This window comes from Azotobacter chroococcum (genome assembly GCF_002220155.1).
Lineage (GTDB): Bacteria > Pseudomonadota > Gammaproteobacteria > Pseudomonadales > Pseudomonadaceae > Azotobacter > Azotobacter chroococcum.
In genome coordinates this window covers 3401548-3418424 of the sequence record NZ_CP011835.1, presented here as the reverse complement: position 1 = coordinate 3418424, position 16877 = coordinate 3401548, and the positions used below count along the sequence as shown (strand labels likewise).

The 16877-nt window shown below is 67.1% G+C and carries 16 protein-coding genes; 15 read left to right on the top strand and 1 reads right to left on the bottom strand.

What is annotated here, in order from left to right:
- Position 1 precedes the first annotated feature (1 nt).
- The 8 genes from trmD (at position 2) to ACG10_RS15835 (ending at position 6982) form a co-directional block, all read left to right on the top strand.
- On the top strand, positions 2-745 hold the full coding sequence (trmD, locus tag ACG10_RS15870) for a tRNA (guanosine(37)-N1)-methyltransferase TrmD (protein WP_089168945.1): 744 nt from the start codon (positions 2-4) through the stop codon (positions 743-745).
- A 42-nt stretch (positions 746-787) separates the two neighbouring features.
- Positions 788-1138 (top strand): 50S ribosomal protein L19, encoded by a 351-nt coding sequence (rplS, locus tag ACG10_RS15865; RefSeq protein ID WP_039802523.1) that lies wholly within the window; start codon positions 788-790, stop codon positions 1136-1138.
- 144 nt (positions 1139-1282) lie between these two features.
- Complete coding sequence (locus ACG10_RS15860; RefSeq protein ID WP_089168944.1) at positions 1283-1714, top strand: acyl-CoA thioesterase; 432 nt, start codon at positions 1283-1285, stop codon at positions 1712-1714.
- Between the two features lie 69 nt (positions 1715-1783).
- Complete coding sequence (gene xerD / locus ACG10_RS15855; RefSeq protein ID WP_089168943.1) at positions 1784-2680, top strand: site-specific tyrosine recombinase XerD; 897 nt, start codon at positions 1784-1786, stop codon at positions 2678-2680.
- Positions 2681-2752: 72 nt separating this feature from the next.
- Complete coding sequence (locus tag ACG10_RS15850) at positions 2753-3487, top strand: disulfide isomerase DsbC N-terminal domain-containing protein (RefSeq protein ID WP_089168942.1); 735 nt, start codon at positions 2753-2755, stop codon at positions 3485-3487.
- A 146-nt stretch (positions 3488-3633) separates the two neighbouring features.
- Positions 3634-4938: a homoserine dehydrogenase gene (locus ACG10_RS15845; RefSeq protein ID WP_089168941.1), complete on the top strand. Its 1305-nt coding sequence runs from the start codon at positions 3634-3636 to the stop codon at positions 4936-4938.
- Positions 4939-5023: 85 nt separating this feature from the next.
- Complete coding sequence (gene thrC, locus ACG10_RS15840) at positions 5024-6433, top strand: threonine synthase (RefSeq protein WP_089168940.1); 1410 nt, start codon at positions 5024-5026, stop codon at positions 6431-6433.
- A gap of 264 nt (positions 6434-6697) precedes the next feature.
- Positions 6698-6982 (top strand): DUF3509 domain-containing protein, encoded by a 285-nt coding sequence (locus ACG10_RS15835; RefSeq protein ID WP_089168939.1) that lies wholly within the window; start codon positions 6698-6700, stop codon positions 6980-6982.
- Between the two features lie 77 nt (positions 6983-7059).
- Here the strand turns inward: ACG10_RS15835 and ACG10_RS15830 are convergent, their stop codons facing one another.
- Positions 7060-8259 (bottom strand): CaiB/BaiF CoA transferase family protein, encoded by a 1200-nt coding sequence (locus ACG10_RS15830; protein ID WP_089168938.1) that lies wholly within the window; start codon positions 8257-8259, stop codon positions 7060-7062.
- 145 nt (positions 8260-8404) lie between these two features.
- On the opposite strand from ACG10_RS15830, the gene ACG10_RS15825 reads away from it, so the two are divergent.
- The 7 genes from ACG10_RS15825 to lysS all read left to right on the top strand — a co-directional run bounded on the left by ACG10_RS15825 (position 8405) and on the right by lysS (position 16745).
- The gene (locus ACG10_RS15825; RefSeq protein WP_232487124.1) at positions 8405-9550 is read left to right on the top strand and encodes a GGDEF domain-containing protein; all 1146 of its coding nucleotides are present in this window, start codon (positions 8405-8407) and stop codon (positions 9548-9550) included.
- A 67-nt stretch (positions 9551-9617) separates the two neighbouring features.
- Positions 9618-10157 (top strand): YaeQ family protein, encoded by a 540-nt coding sequence (locus ACG10_RS15820; RefSeq protein WP_089168936.1) that lies wholly within the window; start codon positions 9618-9620, stop codon positions 10155-10157.
- 91 nt (positions 10158-10248) lie between these two features.
- Positions 10249-11961: a single-stranded-DNA-specific exonuclease RecJ gene (recJ, locus tag ACG10_RS15815; protein WP_089168935.1), complete on the top strand. Its 1713-nt coding sequence runs from the start codon at positions 10249-10251 to the stop codon at positions 11959-11961.
- Positions 11962-12072: 111 nt separating this feature from the next.
- Positions 12073-13179, top strand: a complete 1107-nt coding sequence (locus ACG10_RS15810) for an NADH:flavin oxidoreductase/NADH oxidase (RefSeq protein ID WP_089168934.1) — start codon at positions 12073-12075, stop codon at positions 13177-13179.
- 38 nt (positions 13180-13217) lie between these two features.
- The gene (locus ACG10_RS15805; RefSeq protein ID WP_039802548.1) at positions 13218-13919 is read left to right on the top strand and encodes a tellurite resistance TerB family protein; all 702 of its coding nucleotides are present in this window, start codon (positions 13218-13220) and stop codon (positions 13917-13919) included.
- Positions 13920-14025: 106 nt separating this feature from the next.
- Positions 14026-15121 (top strand): peptide chain release factor 2 gene (gene prfB / locus ACG10_RS15800; protein WP_131255637.1). Its coding sequence is split into 2 segments (ribosomal slippage): positions 14026-14097 and positions 14099-15121, totalling 1095 coding nucleotides; the frame shifts between segments, so codons are not numbered across the junction.
- Between the two features lie 121 nt (positions 15122-15242).
- The gene (gene lysS / locus ACG10_RS15795) at positions 15243-16745 is read left to right on the top strand and encodes a lysine--tRNA ligase (protein WP_089168933.1); all 1503 of its coding nucleotides are present in this window, start codon (positions 15243-15245) and stop codon (positions 16743-16745) included.
- Positions 16746-16877 lie beyond the last annotated feature (132 nt).

Genomic DNA, 16877 nt, shown 5'->3' with positions numbered 1-16877 from the left:
CATGCAAGTCGAAGTCATCAGCATCTTTCCGGAGATGTTTGCTGCCATCCGTGATTTCGGCATAACCAGCCGTGCGGTCAAGCAAGGGCTGCTCAGGCTCAACTGCTGGAATCCCCGGAGCTTCACGGAGGACCGCCACCAGACGGTGGATGATCGTCCGTTCGGCGGCGGCCCGGGCATGGTCATGAAGATTCAACCCCTGGAGCGTGCGCTGGCTGCTGCCAGGGAGGCCGTCGGGGGGCGGGCGAGGGTGATCTACCTGTCGCCGCAGGGCCGCCAGCTGAAGCAGCAGGCGGTACGCGAGCTGGCGCAGGAGGAGGCTCTGATCCTCATCGCTGGCCGTTACGAGGGCATCGACGAGCGCTTCATCGAAGCGCACGTGGATGAGGAATGGTCGATCGGCGACTACGTCCTGTCCGGCGGCGAGCTGCCGGCCATGGTGCTGATCGATGCGGTTACGCGGTTGTTGCCCGGTGCGCTGGGGCATTCCGATTCAGCCGAGGAGGACTCGTTCACCGACGGCCTGCTCGACTGCCCGCACTACACCCGACCGGAGGTGTACGAGGGTAAAGGTGTTCCTGAGGTGCTGCTCAGCGGCAATCACGAGCACATCCGGCGCTGGCGCTTGCAGCAGTCCCTTGGGCGGACCTGGGAGCGCCGTGCCGATCTTCTGGATAGCCGCTCGCTTTCTGGAGAAGAGCAAAAGCTGTTGGCGGAATACCTTCGCCAGCGGGACGATAGTTGACGTATCGATGGCAGGCCAGGGGTCTGTCTCAGGAGCACTCAGATGACCAACAAGATCATTCAGCAGCTCGAAGCCGAGCAGATGAACAAAGAGATTCCGGCCTTCGCCCCGGGCGACACCGTGATCGTGCAGGTTAAGGTGAAGGAAGGCGAGCGCCAGCGTCTGCAGGCTTTCGAGGGTGTGGTCATCGGCAAGCGCAACCGCGGCCTGAACAGCGCCTTCACCGTGCGCAAGATCTCCAGCGGCGTGGGCGTCGAGCGTACCTTTCAGACCTACAGCCCGCTGGTCGACAGCATTTCCGTCAAGCGTCGCGGTGACGTGCGCAAGGCCAAGCTGTATTATCTTCGCGACCTGTCCGGCAAAGCGGCACGTATCAAGGAAAAGCTCTCCTGATCAGCGCTTTTCTCCTCGAAAAAGCAGCCGAAAGGCTGCTTTTTCGTTTGTGCGGCGTTGGGCGGCACGTAGTCCCGCCTTGCCGCGCACAAAAGCAACATCCCGCCAGTGGCAGCCACCTATTTTTTATCAGGAAGTAGTGGCATGACCCCTAGAGAGCAAGAAATCCAGCGTCGGATCGCGTCATCCGAAACCCGCATTACCAAAGCGGTCTTTCCGTTCACCACTAACCACCACAACCCCCTGTTCGGCGGCACCGCGCTGGGCTGGATGGGCGAAATCTCGTTCATCCCCGCGACGCGCTTCTGCCGTCTGCCGCCCGTCACGGTCTCTTCGGACCGGGTCGATTTCAAGCATCCGATTCCGGGCGGCTCAATCGTCGAACGGGTCGGTCGGGTGGTGAAGGTCGGCAACACCAGTTGCAAGGTCGGGGTGGAGATCTTCGTCGAAGGCATGTGTTGCGGCAGCCGCAAGAAGGCGATCACCGGCGTCTTCAGCGTCGTCGCCATCGACGAGAACAGGCAACTGCGGGCGATACTGCCCGATTTCCCCATGGAAAAGGACGAGGCAGCCTGATTGGACTGCCGCTGCCAGCGGGCCGCCGCTGGCGATTCTTCTCTGTCCGTCTTGTTGGCAAGGAGCAGTATGACCGCCGTCGAGCATCCACAGATCGAGCGTTTTCTCGAGGTCCTCTGGCTGGAGAAGGGCCTGTCGGCGCATACCCGGGCGGCCTATCGCAGCGACCTCGAGCTGTTCAACGGCTGGCTGCGCGAGCGCGGTCTGGAACTGATCGGGGTGGGGCGCGAACTAATCCTCGATCACCTGGCCTGGCGAGTCGATGCCGGTTACAAGGCCCGCTCCACGGCGCGCTTCCTCTCCGGTCTGCGCGGCTTCTTCCGCTACCTGCTGCGCGAGGGGGTGATCGCCAGCGATCCGACCCTGCAGGTGGATCTGCCGCAACTGGGCCGTCCCCTGCCCAAGTCCCTCTCCGAAACCGATGTCGAGGCGCTGCTGGCTGCTCCGGAAAGCGACGACCCGCTCGGCCTGCGCGACCGCGCCATGCTCGAGGTGCTGTATGCCTGCGGCCTGCGCGTCAGCGAACTGGTCGGCCTGCGCCTGGAGCAGCTGAACCTGCGCCAGGGCGTGGTGCGGGTGTTCGGCAAGGGCAGCAAGGAGCGCCTGGTGCCGCTGGGTGAGGAGGCCATCGTCTGGCTCGAGCGCTATCTGGCCGAGGGCCGGTCGCTGTTGCTGGGTGGCCGGCCGAGCGACGTGCTCTTTCCCAGCCTGCGCGGCGAGCAGATGACCCGGCAGACCTTCTGGCACCGCATCAAGCATCATGCCCGGGTGGCGGGGATCGACAAGAGCCTGTCGCCGCACACCCTGCGCCATGCCTTCGCTACCCATCTGCTCAACCACGGCGCCGACCTGCGCGTGGTGCAGATGCTCCTCGGCCACAGCGACCTGTCGACCACCCAGATCTACACTCACATCGCCCGGGCACGCCTGCAGGAGCTGCACGCGCGGCATCATCCACGCGGCTGAATAGACCGTTCGGCGTGTCCCGCTTGTGATAGGCTCTGCCCATTCGCACCATCCCATCCCTCCGGAGTATCCATGCGCGTTTCCTCCCTTTTCGCCGTCGCGGCGCTCGGCCTGGCAAGCACTCTGGCCCTGGCTGCCGATCCCGACCAGGCCATTCGCAAGGCCCTGCAGCAGATGCAGCCGGGGCTGCCGATCGAGTCCATTGCCGAAAGTCCGATGGCAGGGCTCTACCAGGTCCAGTTGAAGGGTGGGCGGATGCTCTATGCCAGTGCCGACGGTCAGTTCGTCATGCAGGGCTACCTGTATCAGCTCAAGGGCGGCAAGCCGCTCAACCTCACCGAGAAGGCGGAAAGCCAGGCCGTGGCGAAGACCATCAATGGCATTCCGGCCAGCGAGATGGTGATCTTCGCGCCCAAGGAGCCGAAGACCCACATCACCGTCTTCACCGACACCGACTGTGGCTACTGCCAGAAGCTGCACAGCGAGGTGCCGGAGCTTAACCGGCTCGGTGTCGAGGTGCGCTACGTGGCCTTCCCGCGCCAGGGCGTCGGCTCCCATGGCTATGGGGACCTGGTCAGTGTCTGGTGCGCCAAGGACCGCCAGGCGGCGATGAACAAGGCCAAGGCGCGCGAGAAGGTGCCGGCGGCCACCTGCGACAACCCGGTCGCCAGGCAGTTCGAGCTGGGTCAGATGGTCGGCGTGCAGGGCACCCCCGCCGTGGTGCTGGCCAATGGGCAGATGATCCCGGGCTACCAGCCGGCGCCGCAACTGGCCAAGCAGGCGCTGGCCGCCCAGGCGACCAACTGACCGTGCAGCCGTCGGGTCGCGCCGCCGGCGACCTGCGGGTGGTGCGCCAATTGACTAAAGGCTGAGTGCTTCGTAATGTGCGGCTCTTTTCTCTGCGGCCGGGGCATGCCCGGTCGTTTTCTGCGGTGAGGATGGGGAGTTTCAGCGTGAAACCGGTCAAAGTAGGCATCTGTGGACTGGGTACCGTCGGTGGCGGCACCTTCAATGTGCTCAAACGCAATGCCGAGGAGATCGCCCGCCGTGCCGGGCGCGAAATCGAGATTGCCCTGATCGCCATGCGCAGCGCCAACCCGAAATGCGATATCGCCGGCACCCCCATCGCCGCCGACGTTTTCGAGCTGGTCGACAATCCGCAGATCGAGGTCGTCGTCGAGCTGATCGGTGGCTGCGGCCTGGCCCGCGAACTGGTGCTCAAGGCCATCGACAACGGCAAGCATGTGGTCACCGCGAACAAGGCGTTGATCGCCGTGCATGGCGACGAGATCTTCGCCAAGGCCCGCGAGAAGGGGGTGATCGTCGCCTTCGAGGCGGCGGTGGCCGGCGGTATCCCGGTGATCAAGGCGATCCGCGAGGGGCTGGCCGGCAACCGCATCAACTGGGTGGCCGGCATCATCAACGGCACCGGCAACTTCATCCTCAGCGAAATGCGCGAGAAGGGCCGGGCCTTTGCCGACGTGCTCAAGGAAGCCCAGGCGCTGGGTTATGCCGAGGCCGATCCGACCTTCGACGTGGAAGGCATCGATGCCGCCCACAAGCTGACCATCCTCGCCTCGATCGCCTTCGGCATCCCGCTGCAGTTCGACAAGGCCTACACCGAAGGCATCTCCAGGCTGACCAGCGCCGACGTCAACTATGCCGAGGCGCTGGGCTATCGCATCAAGCATCTGGGCATCGCCCGGCGCACCAGCGAGGGCTTCGAGCTGCGCGTGCATCCGACGCTGATCCCCGCCGATCGCCTGATCGCCAACGTCAACGGCGTGATGAACGCGGTGATGGTCAACGGCGACGCGGTCGGTTCGACCCTGTTCTGCGGCGCCGGCGCCGGCATGGAGCCGACCGCCTCGGCGGTGGTGGCCGATCTGGTGGACGTGGTGCGCGCCATGACCTCCGACCCGGAGAACCGCGTGCCGCACCTGGCCTTCCAGCCCGATGCGCTGTCCGCCCACCCGATCCTGCCGATCGCCGCCTGCGAGAGCGCCTACTACCTGCGCATCCAGGCCAAGGACCATCCGGGCGTGCTGGCCCAGGTGGCGAGCATCCTCTCCGAGCGCGGCATCAACATCGAATCCATCATGCAGAAGGAAGCCGAGGAGCACGACGGCCTGGTGCCGATGATCCTGGTCACCCACCGGGTCCGGGAGCGTTGCATCGACGAGGCCATCGCTGCCATGGAGGCGCTCGAGGGCGTGGTCGGCAAGGTCGTCCGCATCCGCGTCGAACAGCTCAACTAATCCGCTACAAGCCGCCCGCCGCCCGCCGCCAGTGCCCACGTCGCTGCGGCCTGGGGCCTGCGGCCCGAACCGAAGGTTTGCACACATGCGCTACATCAGCACCCGCGGCCAGGCGCCGGCCCTGAATTTCGAAGACGTGCTGCTGGCCGGCCTCGCCAGCGACGGCGGCCTCTACGTGCCGGAAAACCTGCCGCGCTTCACCGTCGAGGAAATCGCCTCCTGGGCCGGCCTGCCGTACCACGAGCTGGCCTTCCGGGTGATGCGCCCGTTCGTCGCCGGCAGCATCGCGGACGCCGACTTCAAGCGGATTCTGGAAGAAACCTACGGCGTGTTCGCCCACAAGGCGGTCGCCCCGCTGACCCAGCTGGGCGCCAACGAGTGGGTGCTCGAGCTGTTCCAGGGCCCGACCCTGGCGTTCAAGGACTTCGCCCTGCAGCTGCTCGGCCGCCTGCTCGACCACGTGCTGACCAGGCGCAACGAGCGCGTGGTGATCATGGGCGCCACCTCCGGCGACACCGGCTCGGCCGCCATCGAAGGCTGCAAGGCCTGTGACAACGTCGACATCTTCATCATGCACCCGCACAACCGCGTGTCCGAGGTGCAGCGCCGGCAGATGACCACCATCCTCGGCGACAACATCCACAACATCGCCATCGAAGGCAACTTCGACGACTGCCAGGAGATGGTCAAGGCCAGCTTCGCCGACCAGGGCTTCCTCAAGGGCACCCGGCTGGTGGCGGTCAACTCGATCAACTGGGCGCGGATCATGGCCCAGATCGTCTACTACTTCCACGCCGCCCTGCAGCTCGGCGCGCCGCACCGCTCGGTGGCCTTCTCGGTGCCGACCGGCAACTTCGGCGACATCTTCGCCGGCTACCTGGCGCGCAACATGGGCCTGCCGGTCAACCAGTTGATCGTCGCCACCAACCGCAACGACATCCTGCACCGCTTCATGTCCGGCAACCGCTACGACAAGGACACCCTGCACCCGTCGCTGTCGCCGTCGATGGACATCATGGTTTCCTCCAACTTCGAGCGCCTGCTGTTCGACCTGCACGGCCGCAACGGTCTCGCCGTCAGCGCGCTGATGGACGAGTTCAAGGCCACCGGCAAGCTGTCGGTCGAGGACGAGCGCTGGACCGAGGCGCGCCGCCTGTTCGACTCGCTGGCGGTGGATGACGAAGGCACCTGCGCCACCATCGCCGAGGTGCACGGCGAGACCGGCTATCTGCTCGACCCGCACACCGCAATCGGCGTCAAGGCCGCCCGCGAATGCCGCCGCAGCCTGGCCCTGCCGATGGTGATCCTCGGCACCGCCCATCCGGTCAAGTTCCCGGAAGCGGTGGAGAAGGCCGGCATCGGCGCAGCTCCGCAGCTGCCGGCACACCTGGCCGACCTGTTCCAGCGCGCGGAGCGCTGCACCGTGCTGCCCAACGACCTCAAGGCGGTACAGGCCTTCGTCGGCCAGCACGGCAACCGCGGCAAGCCGCTGTGAGGCGTGCCGCTGCCCACTGAAGCCCGCTGACGCTCGAGCTACGAAGCCGCTTCCCGGCAGGGAGGCGGCTTTTTTCTTTCATATTCCCTCCGTAGCCTGTTCCGTGCATCGCGGGCCGGTCATGGCGACCGCTCGCGGGTCTCTCTGCTTTCCATGAGCGCCGTGCCCCGATGCCTGGAGAACAGGCCGGGCGGAAACTTTCCGCGTGCTGGCAAGTCATTTGCAGGCTGTAAGCAGCCTTCTCATCACCTGAGGTGTTTGGATATGGAGAGCACGCGTGCGTTGCTGGTCGAGGCGCTGGCGCCTTACAAGATCGATATAGGAGCGGTTCGCCCGGATGGAAGTCGGCTGCTGACCCTGCACAATGGAGCAGGCGAGATCCTGATCGAGCGTCTGCTCCGTCCGGTGCAATTGATGGACAAGTGGTTGCTCATCGATGTGGTGGATGGTCTCCATCGCGACCTGCGCATCCTCGAAGGGCGTCTCTCGCCCAAGGTGATCGCGGCGCTGGAGCGGGGGCAGTGCGCTCGGCAGAGCGCCGTGTTCTGAGCCCTGCGAGCGACGAAAGGCCCCGCGACGATTGCGGGGCCTTTCGTTTGGGGCCCCGGACAGGGCAATGCCGGAGGTCAGACCGCTCCGTTTTCGCGCAGGGCGGCGATCTGCTCTGCACTGTAACCGAGCGCTTGCAGCAGCTCGGCCGTGTGCTCGCCCAGCACCGGCCCCACCCAGTCCGCCGAGCCGGGCGTGTCCGACAGCTTGGGCACGATGCCGGGCATCTTGAACTGCTTGCCGTCCGGCAGGCGGGCGGAGAGGAACATTTCGCGGGCGAGAAACTGCGGGTCGGCGACCATGTCTTCCACCGAATAGATGCGGCTGGCCGGTACCTCGGCGCGGTTGAGCAGGGCCATGGCCTGGTCCGCCGGCAGGGACGCGGCCCAGCGGTCGATCACCCCGTAGAGTTCGTCGCGGCGCGCATCGCGGCCGGCGTTGTCGGCGAGCGTCGGGTCGTCGGCCAGATCAATGCGGCCGATGGCCCGCATGAAACGCCGGAAGATCGCATCGCCATTGGCGCCGATCTGCAGATGGCGGCCGTCGGCGCAGGTGTGGATGGAGGAGGGGGTGATGCCGGGCATGATGTTGCCGCTGCGCTCGCGGATGAAGCCGAACACGTCGAACTCCGGCACCAGGCTTTCCATCATGGCGAACACCGCCTCGTAGAGCGCCACGTCCACCACCTGGCCCTGGCCGCCGCCGACTTCGCGATGGCGCAGCGCCATGAGCGCGCCGATCACCCCCCAGAGCGCGGCGATGGAGTCGCCGATGGAGATGCCGGTGCGCACCGGCGGACGGTCCTCGAAACCGGTGATGTAGCGCAGGCCGCCCATCGACTCGCCGACCGCGCCGAAGCCCGGCTGCTCCTTCAGCGGTCCGCTCTGGCCGAAGCCGGACAGGCGCACCATCACCAGCTTCGGGTTGAGTTCATGCAGTACCTCCCAGCCGAGGCCGAGCTTTTCCAGCACGCCGGGACGGAAGTTCTCGATCAGGATGTCCGCATCGGCCAAGAGCTGCCTGAGGATCGCCAGGCCGTCCGGATGCTTGAGGTTGAGGGTGAGCGACTTCTTGTTGCGCGCCTGGACGAACCACCACAGCGAGGTGCCCTCGTAGAGCTTGCGCCACTTGCGCAGCGGATCGCCGCCGTCGGGTGATTCGACCTTGATCACCTCGGCGCCGAACTCCGCACAGAGACGCGCAGCGAAGGGGCCGGCGATCAGACTGCCGAGTTCGATCACCTTGAGGCCGGCGAGAGGTTTGGCTGGGCTGGGCATGGCGTGGGGTCCGTCGGGCTGGCGATGGCGGCGACTCTAACCCGTGCTGCCGGACCCGAACAGTCCGGGCGTGGCATCCAGGCTCTGGCGCCCGGCCGGCGGCGCACGTAGAGTTTCGCCTTCCGGTACCGCTTCCGGCCCGCCCATGAGCCTGCATCTGCCCACGCTGTTTCTGCTGAATGTCTACGTGCTCACCCTGCTGGGCTGCCTGATGCTGCATGTATGGTGGCGCAGCGATGGCGAGTCGACCCTCGGCTGCTCGGCCGGCACGCTCCTGTTGGCGGGGCTGGGCGTGCTGGTGGTCGGCTTGCGTGGCCGGGGGATGGACACCCTGTCCATCATGCTTGGCCATATGCTGCTGCAGCTGGCGAGCGGCCTGGGCTGGGCGACCATGCGCATATTCGTCGGGCGGCGCCTCTGGTGGCCGGGCATTGCCGGCGGTGCGCTGCTGTGGGCGCTGCTCTGCCAGTGGCCGTACTTCATGAGCACGGTATCGTTGCGGCTGACGGTCGCCACCCTGCTCACGATCCTCTATACCCTGCTGACGGCAGGGGAGCTGTGGGGCGCGCGCCGGCTGCTGGAGGTCGCCATTGGCCCGGTACTGGCGTTGCTGCTGGCGCACGCACTCTTCTGCAGCGGGCTTCTGTTGCTGAGCGGCAGGCACGACATCGACTGGATATGGGGCGGACTGGACGACGGCTTCCTGACCTGGCGGCTGCTGGAGGCCTTCCTGTTCATCATCGGCATGGCCTTCGCCACTCTGGCCATGGTCCGCGAGCGCGCCGAGCTGCGTTACCGCGCGGTGGCCTATCGCGATCCGCTCACCGACATCGGCAACCGCCGGGCCTTCACCGCCGGCAGCGAGGCCCTGCTGGTCCGCTGCGCCGCCGAGGGGCGGCCGGCGACCCTGTTGCTCTGCGACCTCGATCACTTCAAGCGCCTGAACGACACCCATGGCCACGCCATGGGCGATGCGGCGCTGATCGCCTTCGGCCGTCTGCTGGCGCTGGGCATCCGCCAGCAGGATATCTGTGGGCGCATCGGCGGCGAGGAGTTCGCCTGCCTGCTGCCCGGGGCCGACGAGATGGCGGCGCTGCAGGTGGCCGAACGCATCCGCCGGGCCTGCAGCGAATTGTTGCTGGGGACTGAGGTGCGCGTCAGCGTCAGCATCGGCATTGCCTCCACGGCGCAGGCCGGCTACGAGCTGTCGCGCCTGCTGGCGCTGGGCGATCAGGCGCTGTACCGGGCCAAGGCCAAGGGCCGCAACCGGGTCGAGCGGTTCGCCGACTGAGTGCTGCAGTCCGGTGTCCGGATTCGGGGTACACTTGCCGCCCCTCGGATCGGACCGGACGCCTGCCATGGCCCTGCAAGCCACCCCCTACAAAGTCGAACTCAACCTCACCGACCTGGATCGCGGGGTCTACGAGAGCCTGCGCTTCACCGTCGCCCGGCATCCCTCGGAGACCGAGGAGCGCCTGGCCGTGCGGCTGATCGCCTATGCCCTCTGGTACGACGGGCAGTTGGCCTTCGGCCGCGGCCTGTCGGACGTCGACGAGCCGGCGCTGTGGCAGAAGAGCCTCGATGACCGCATCCTGCACTGGATCGAGGTCGGCCAGCCGGACGCCGAGCGTCTGACCTGGTGCTCGCGCCGCGCCGAGCGGGTCAGCCTGCTGGCCTATGGCAGCCTGCGGGTCTGGCAGGGCAAGGTCGTGGACGCGGTGAAGGGCCTGAAGAACCTCTCCATCGCCGCCGTCGATGCCGAGGCGCTGGGCGCGTTGGCTCGGGACCTGCCGCGCAGCATCCAGTGGAGCGTGATGATCAGCGACGGCGAACTGTTCGTCACCGACGAGCGCGGCCAGCACGAGGTCCCCCTGGAGTGGCTGCTCGGCGAGCGCTGATCGCCGTTTCTTCGTGGGAGCCCATTCATTTGCGATCGGCTTTGCTCCCAAATGCGCTTACCGCCATAGAATTTGAGTCCCTTCCCCCGTCATGCGTATCGAACCCCGCCCGCTGCCCGAACGACTGCCCGCGCTGGGCGACCTGCCGCCGCTGCTGACCCGCCTCTACGCCGCCCGCGGCGTGCAGTCCGCGGCCGAACTGGACAAGGGGCTGGCACGGCTGCTGCCCTTCCGCCAGCTCAAGGGCATCGAGACGGCGGTGGAGCTGCTGGTCGAGGCGTTGCACGAGCGCCGGCGCATCCTCTTCATCGGCGACTTCGACGCTGACGGCGCCACCGCCAGCACGGTCGGCGTGCTCGGTCTGCGCCTGCTCGGCGCGGCGCATGTCGACTACCTGGTGCCGAACCGCTTCGAGTACGGCTACGGGCTGACCCCCGAGATCGTCGCCGTGGCCCTAGAGCGCCGGCCGGAGCTGCTGGTGACGGTGGACAACGGGATCTCCAGCCTCGATGGCGTAGCCGCGGCCAGGGCTGCCGGCCTGCGCGTGCTGGTCACCGACCACCACCTGCCGGGCCGCGAGCTGCCGGCGGCGGACGCCATCGTCAATCCCAACCAGCCGGGCTGCGATTTTTCCAGCAAGGCCATGGCCGGCGTCGGGGTGATCTTCTACGTGCTGCTGGCGCTGCGCGCCCGGCTGCGCGAGCAGGGCTGGTTCGCCGGGCCGCGGAGCGAGCCGAACCTGGCCGAGCTGCTCGATCTGGTCGCCCTGGGCAGTGTCGCCGACGTGGTGCCGCTGGACGCCAACAACCGCATCCTGGTCCACCAGGGGCTGGCGCGCATCCGTGCCGGACGGGCGCGGCCGGGTCTGCGCGCGCTGCTCGAGGTGGCCGGCCGCGACTACCGGCGGATCACCTCCACCGATCTCGGCTTCATTCTCGGACCGCGGCTGAACGCCGCCGGGCGGCTCGACGACATGTCCCTCGGCATCGAATGCCTGCTCTGCGAGGACGAGGGGCTGGCCCGCGACATGGCGGTACAGCTCGACCAGCTCAACCAGGACCGCAAGGCCATCGAGCAGGGCATGCAGCGCGAGGCGCTGGCCCAGCTCAAGGAGCTGCCGGTCGAGGAGTTGCCCTTCGGCCTCTGTCTGTTCGAGCCGGACTGGCACCAGGGGGTGATCGGCATCCTCGCCTCGCGCCTCAAGGAGCGCTATCACCGTCCGGCCATCGCCTTCGCCGATGCGGGCGACGGCCTGCTCAAGGGCTCGGCGCGTTCGGTGCCGGGCTTCCACATCCGCGATGCGCTGGATGCGGTGGCGGCCCGCCATCCGGGGCTGATCAGCAAGTTCGGCGGGCATGCGATGGCCGCCGGGCTGTCGCTCCCGGAAGAGAACTTCGCTGCCTTCGCCGCCGCCTTCGACACCGAGGTGCGCCGCCAGCTCTGCGCCGACGATCTGACCGGACGGCTGCTCTCCGACGGCCAGCTCGGCGTCGAGGAGTTCCATCTCGATCTGGCCCGCGCCCTGCGCCAAGCCGGCCCCTGGGGCCAGCATTTTCCCGAGCCGCTGTTCCATGGGATGTTCCAAGTCGTTCAGCAGCGCCTGGTCGGCGAGCGTCATCTGAAGCTGGTGGTACGCAGCGAGTGCGGCGCGCTGCAGCTCGACGCCATCGCCTTCAACATCGACCGCGAGCAATGGCCGAACCCCACGGTGCGCTGGGTCGAGCTGGCCTACCGGCTGGACGTCAACGAATACCGCGGGCAGGAGAGCGTGCAGCTGGTGGTGGTGCATCTCGAGGCCCGCTGAGCGGGCTCGATGGGTTGCCGATCCTCTCGCTCCGGCGGCGCGTGCGCGCCAGAACGAAGGCTAGAGTTGTTGAAGCATCGACCATTCGTTAGGACCCAAGGGAGTGTTGCCATGAGCCTGCTGTTCGAGCCCCTGACCCTGCGTCAGCTGACCCTGCCCAACCGCATCGTGGTGTCGCCGATGTGCCAGTACTCGGCTCGCGACGGGCTGGCCAACGACTGGCATCTGGTGCACCTGGGCAGCCGCGCGGTGGGCGGGGCCGGGTTGGTGATCGTCGAGGCCACCGCGGTCGCCGCCGAGGGCCGGATCTCCGCCCAGGACCTCGGCCTCTGGTGCGACGAGCAGATCGAGCCGCTGCGCCGGATCACCGCCTTCATCGAGGCCCAGGGCTCGCTGGCCGGCGTCCAGCTGGCCCATGCCGGGCGCAAGGCGAGCGTCTGGCAGCCCTGGCTGGGACGGCCGGGCAGCGTGCCGCCCGCGGCGGGCGGCTGGGTTCCGGTCGGCCCGTCGGCGATTCCTTTCGATCCCCGCCACACGGTGCCCCGGGTCCTCGACGAGGCCGGTGTCGGCGAAATCGTCCAGGGCTTCGTGCGCGCCGCCGAGCGCGCCCTGACCGCCGGCTTCAAGGTCGCCGAGGTGCATGCCGCACACGGCTATCTGCTGCATCAATTCCTCTCGCCGTTGTCCAATCAGCGTCGGGACCAGTACGGTGGCAGCTTCGACAACCGCATCCGCCTGCTGCTGGAGGTGACCGAGGCGGTGCGTGCGGTGTGGCCCGAGACCCTGCCGCTGTTCGTCCGCCTGTCGGCCACCGACTGGGTGGAGGAGGGCTGGAACCCGGAGGAGACGGTGGAGCTGGCCCGGCGCCTGAAGGCGCTGGGCGTCGACTTGATCGACGTGTCCTCCGGCGGCACCGCGGCGGCGGCGGAAATCCCTGTCGGCCCGGGCTACCAGACCCGCTTCGCCGAGCAGGTGCGCCGCGAGGCGGGCATCGCCACCGGCGCGGTGGGCATGATCACCGAGGCGGCGCAGGCCGAGCACATCCTGCGCACCGGTCAGGCCGACCTGATCCTGCTGGCCCGCGAGCTGCTGCGCGACCCCTACTGGCCGCTGCATGCAGCGGACTTTCTCGGCGACAAGACGGTGCCCTGGCCGGCGCAGTACGTGCGGGCCACGCATCGCGACACGCCGTTCCGCGAGCCCGGCGAGTTCGACTGATCCGCCGGTCTCGCGCTTCGACCAGAGGAGACTGCGCGATGAACACCAGTGGATTGCTCGATCAACTGCTCAGGTCCGCCCAGGGCTTTCGCCGCCAGGGGCCGCCACTGCCCGGCAGTGGAAGCGGGGCTGCCGGGCTCGGCGACCTTCTCGGCGGTGCCGGCGGCGCCCTGATGGGCGGCAAAGGCAAGGGCGCGCTGGCAGCCGGCGCCCTCGGCCTGCTGCTCGGCAAGCGGCGACTCGGCAAGCTGGGCGGCAACGCCATGGCCTACGGCGGTCTCGCCGCTCTCGGGGTGCTGGCCTACCAGGCCTTCAGCAACTGGCAGGCACGGCAGGCCGGCGCTCCCCGGCGCGAGCCGCAGACCCTCGACCGCCTGCCGCCGGAAAAGGCCGAGGAGCACAGTCAGGCACTGCTCAAGGCGCTGGTCGCCGCGGCCAAGGCCGACGGGCACGTGGACGAGCGCGAGCGTCAGCTGATCGAGAGCGAGCTGGCGAAGGTCGCCGAAGATGACGAGCTGCAACGCTGGCTGCATGCCGAGTTGAACAGGCCGCTGGACCCGGCCGAGGTGGCCAGGGCCGCCGACACGCCGGAACTGGCTGCAGAGATCTACCTCGCGAGCCTCCTAGCGGTCGACGAGGCGCAGTTCATGGAGCGTGCCTACCTCGACGAGCTGGCCCGGCAGCTGAGGCTCGACCCGCAGCTCCAAGCGGAGCTGGAGACCCAGGCCAAGGCCGCCTGAGCCCGGCTGGCGCGGCACGGTGTGCGGACGCGCGGGCTGTCAGTCACGGCCCGCTGCGTTATACTCCCCGGCTTTTCGAACTGTCCGACCGCGAGTGCTGCCCACCATGGAAATCAACCCGATCGTCAACAGCATCAAGGACCTGTCCGAACGCACCCAGACCATTCGGGGGTATCTTTGACTACGATCAGAAGCATGACCGCCTGATTGAAGTCAATCGCGAGCTGGAAGACCCGAACATCTGGAGCAATCCGGAATACGCGCAGAATCTGGGCCGCGAACGCGCCCAGCTGGCGCAGATCGTCGAAACCCTGGACGAACTCACCGGCAGCCTGGCCGACTCCCGTGACCTGCTGGACATGGCCGCCGAGGAGAACGACGAGGGCGCGGTGAACGACGTCGCCAGCGAAGTCGAGCGCCTGCGCGAAATCCTCGAAAAGCTGGAGTTCCGCCGCATGTTCAGCGGCGAGATGGACGCCAACAACGCCTATCTCGACATCCAGGCCGGCTCCGGCGGCACCGAGGCCCAGGACTGGGCCAACATGCTATTGCGCATGTACCTGCGCTGGGCCGACAAGCACGGCTTCGACGCCACCATCATGGAACTCTCCGAAGGTGAGGTCGCCGGTATCAAGGGCGCCACCGTGCATGTCAAGGGCGAATATGCCTTTGGCTGGCTGCGTACCGAGATCGGCGTGCACCGGCTGGTGCGCAAGAGCCCGTTCGATTCCGGCAACCGCCGGCATACCTCGTTTACCGCAGTGTTCGCCTCGCCGGAAATCGACGACAACATCGAGATCGATATCAACCCGGCCGACCTGCGCATCGACACCTACCGTTCTTCCGGCGCCGGTGGCCAGCACGTGAACACCACCGACTCCGCCGTGCGCATCACCCACCTGCCGACCAACACCGTGGTGAGCTGCCAGAACGAGCGTTCCCAGCACGCCAACAAGGACACGGCGATGAAGATGCTGCGCGCCAAGCTGTACGAGCTGGAGGTGCAGAAGCGCAATGCCGCGGCCCAGGCCCTGGAAGACACCAAGTCGGATATCGGCTGGGGCCACCAGATCCGCTCCTACGTGCTCGACCAGTCGCGGATCAAGGATCTGCGCACCGGCATCGAGAACAGTAACTGCGATGCGGTGCTGGACGGCGATCTCGACGACTTCATCGAAGCCAGCCTCAAGCAGGGGCTCTGAAGCCTTGACGCCCCCTTCCGCCGGGCGGGCAGGGGGCAGGGGGAGGGGCTTGCTGCACCTCTTCCGAACCCTCTCCCCGGCGCGGCGAGGGGATGCAACCTATCAGGAACATGACACGACCATGAGCGAACAACCGCTGAACCAGCATGCCCTCCACGAAGAAGAAAACAAGCTGATCGCCCTGCGCAAGGAAAAGCTTGCCGCCGAGCGGGCGAAGGGCAACGCCTTCCCCAACGATTTCCGCCGCGACAGCCACTGCGCCGACCTGCAGAAGCGCTATGCCGAGGCGAGCAAGGAGGAGCTGGAAGCGGCGGCGATCCCGGTCAAGGTGGCCGGGCGCATCATGCTCAACCGCGGCGCCTTCATGGTCATCCAGGACATGACCGGGCGTATCCAGGTCTACGTCGACCGCAAGACTCTGCCGGCCGAGACCCTGGAAGCCGTCAAGCACTGGGACCTTGGCGACATCATCGCCGCCGAGGGCAGCCTGGCGCGTTCCGGCAAGGGCGACCTCTACGTGCACATGCAGAGCGTGCGCCTGCTGACCAAGTCGCTGCGCCCGCTGCCGGACAAGCACCACGGCCTGACCGACACCGAGCAGCGCTACCGCCAGCGCTATGTCGACCTGATGGTCAACGAGGAAACCCGCCACACCTTCCGCGTGCGCTCGCAGATCATCGGCTACATCCGCCGCTTCCTCGCCGAGCGCGATTTCCTCGAAGTGGAAACGCCGATGCTGCAGGTCATTCCCGGCGGCGCCGCGGCCAAGCCCTTCCAGACCCACCACAACGCGCTGGACCTGCCGATGTTCCTGCGCATCGCGCCCGAACTCTACCTCAAGCGCCTGGTGGTCGGCGGCTTCGAGCGGGTCTTCGAGATCAACCGCAACTTCCGCAACGAAGGCGTCTCGACCCGCCACAACCCCGAGTTCACCATGCTCGAGTTCTACCAGGCCTACGCCGACTACGAGGACAACATGGACCTCACCGAGCAGCTGTTCCGCGAGCTGGCGCAGCTGGTGCTGGGAACCACCGACGTGCCCTACCAGGGCAAGGTGTTCCACTTCGGCGAGCCCTTCACCCGCCTGTCGGTGTTCGACTCGATCCTCCGCTACAACCCGGAAATCTCCGCCGAGGACCTGCGCGACATCGAGAAATGCCGCGTCATCGCCAGGACGGCCGGTGCCGACGTCAAGGGCTTCGAGGGCCTCGGCAAGCTGCAGACGATGATCTTCGAGGAGCTGGTCGAGCACCGCCTGGAACAGCCGACCTTCATCACCCGCTATCCCTTCGAGGTCTCGCCGCTGGCGCGGCGCAGCGATGACGACCCGAGCGTCACCGACCGCTTCGAGCTGTTCATCGGCGGCCGCGAGATCGCCAACGCCTACTCCGAGCTGAACGACGCCGAAGACCAGGCCGAGCGCTTCATGCAGCAGGTCCGGGACAAGGATGCCGGCGACGACGAGGCCATGCACTTCGACGCCGACTTCGTGCGCGCCCTGGAATACGGCATGCCGCCGACCGCCGGCGAAGGCATCGGCATCGACCGCCTGGTGATGCTGCTGACCGATTCGCCATCGATCCGCGATGTGATCCTCTTCCCGCACATGCGCCCGGAGCTCTGATCCGGCGTCGTGTAGCCGCTTCCCGAAAAGGCCCGCACTCCGCTGCGGGCCTTTTCGTTGCTGGCGGATGCATCCGGCCGGCTGCACATTTTGGCATTGAAGTGCCATGATGGATTGCTTCCTGCGCCGAAA

Bases quoted from the DNA above. Each gene is read 5' to 3' on its own strand.
- trmD (WP_089168945.1), top strand. From the start codon at position 2: ATGCAAGTCGAAGTCATCAGCATCTTTCCGGAGATGTTTGCTGCCATC.
- rplS (WP_039802523.1), top strand. From the start codon at position 788: ATGACCAACAAGATCATTCAGCAGCTCGAAGCCGAGCAGATGAACAAA.
- recJ (WP_089168935.1), top strand. From the start codon at position 10,249: ATGCGTATCGAACCCCGCCCGCTGCCCGAACGACTGCCCGCGCTGGGC.
- ACG10_RS15810 (WP_089168934.1), top strand. From the start codon at position 12,073: ATGAGCCTGCTGTTCGAGCCCCTGACCCTGCGTCAGCTGACCCTGCCC.
- ACG10_RS15820 (WP_089168936.1), top strand. From the start codon at position 9,618: ATGGCCCTGCAAGCCACCCCCTACAAAGTCGAACTCAACCTCACCGAC.
- ACG10_RS15835 (WP_089168939.1), top strand. From the start codon at position 6,698: ATGGAGAGCACGCGTGCGTTGCTGGTCGAGGCGCTGGCGCCTTACAAG.
- ACG10_RS15860 (WP_089168944.1), top strand. From the start codon at position 1,283: ATGACCCCTAGAGAGCAAGAAATCCAGCGTCGGATCGCGTCATCCGAA.
- lysS (WP_089168933.1), top strand. From the start codon at position 15,243: ATGAGCGAACAACCGCTGAACCAGCATGCCCTCCACGAAGAAGAAAAC.
- ACG10_RS15805 (WP_039802548.1), top strand. From the start codon at position 13,218: ATGAACACCAGTGGATTGCTCGATCAACTGCTCAGGTCCGCCCAGGGC.
- thrC (WP_089168940.1), top strand. From the start codon at position 5,024: ATGCGCTACATCAGCACCCGCGGCCAGGCGCCGGCCCTGAATTTCGAA.
- ACG10_RS15830 (WP_089168938.1), bottom strand. From the start codon at position 8,259: ATGCCCAGCCCAGCCAAACCTCTCGCCGGCCTCAAGGTGATCGAACTC.
- ACG10_RS15850 (WP_089168942.1), top strand. From the start codon at position 2,753: ATGCGCGTTTCCTCCCTTTTCGCCGTCGCGGCGCTCGGCCTGGCAAGC.
- ACG10_RS15825 (WP_232487124.1), top strand. From the start codon at position 8,405: ATGAGCCTGCATCTGCCCACGCTGTTTCTGCTGAATGTCTACGTGCTC.
- xerD (WP_089168943.1), top strand. From the start codon at position 1,784: ATGACCGCCGTCGAGCATCCACAGATCGAGCGTTTTCTCGAGGTCCTC.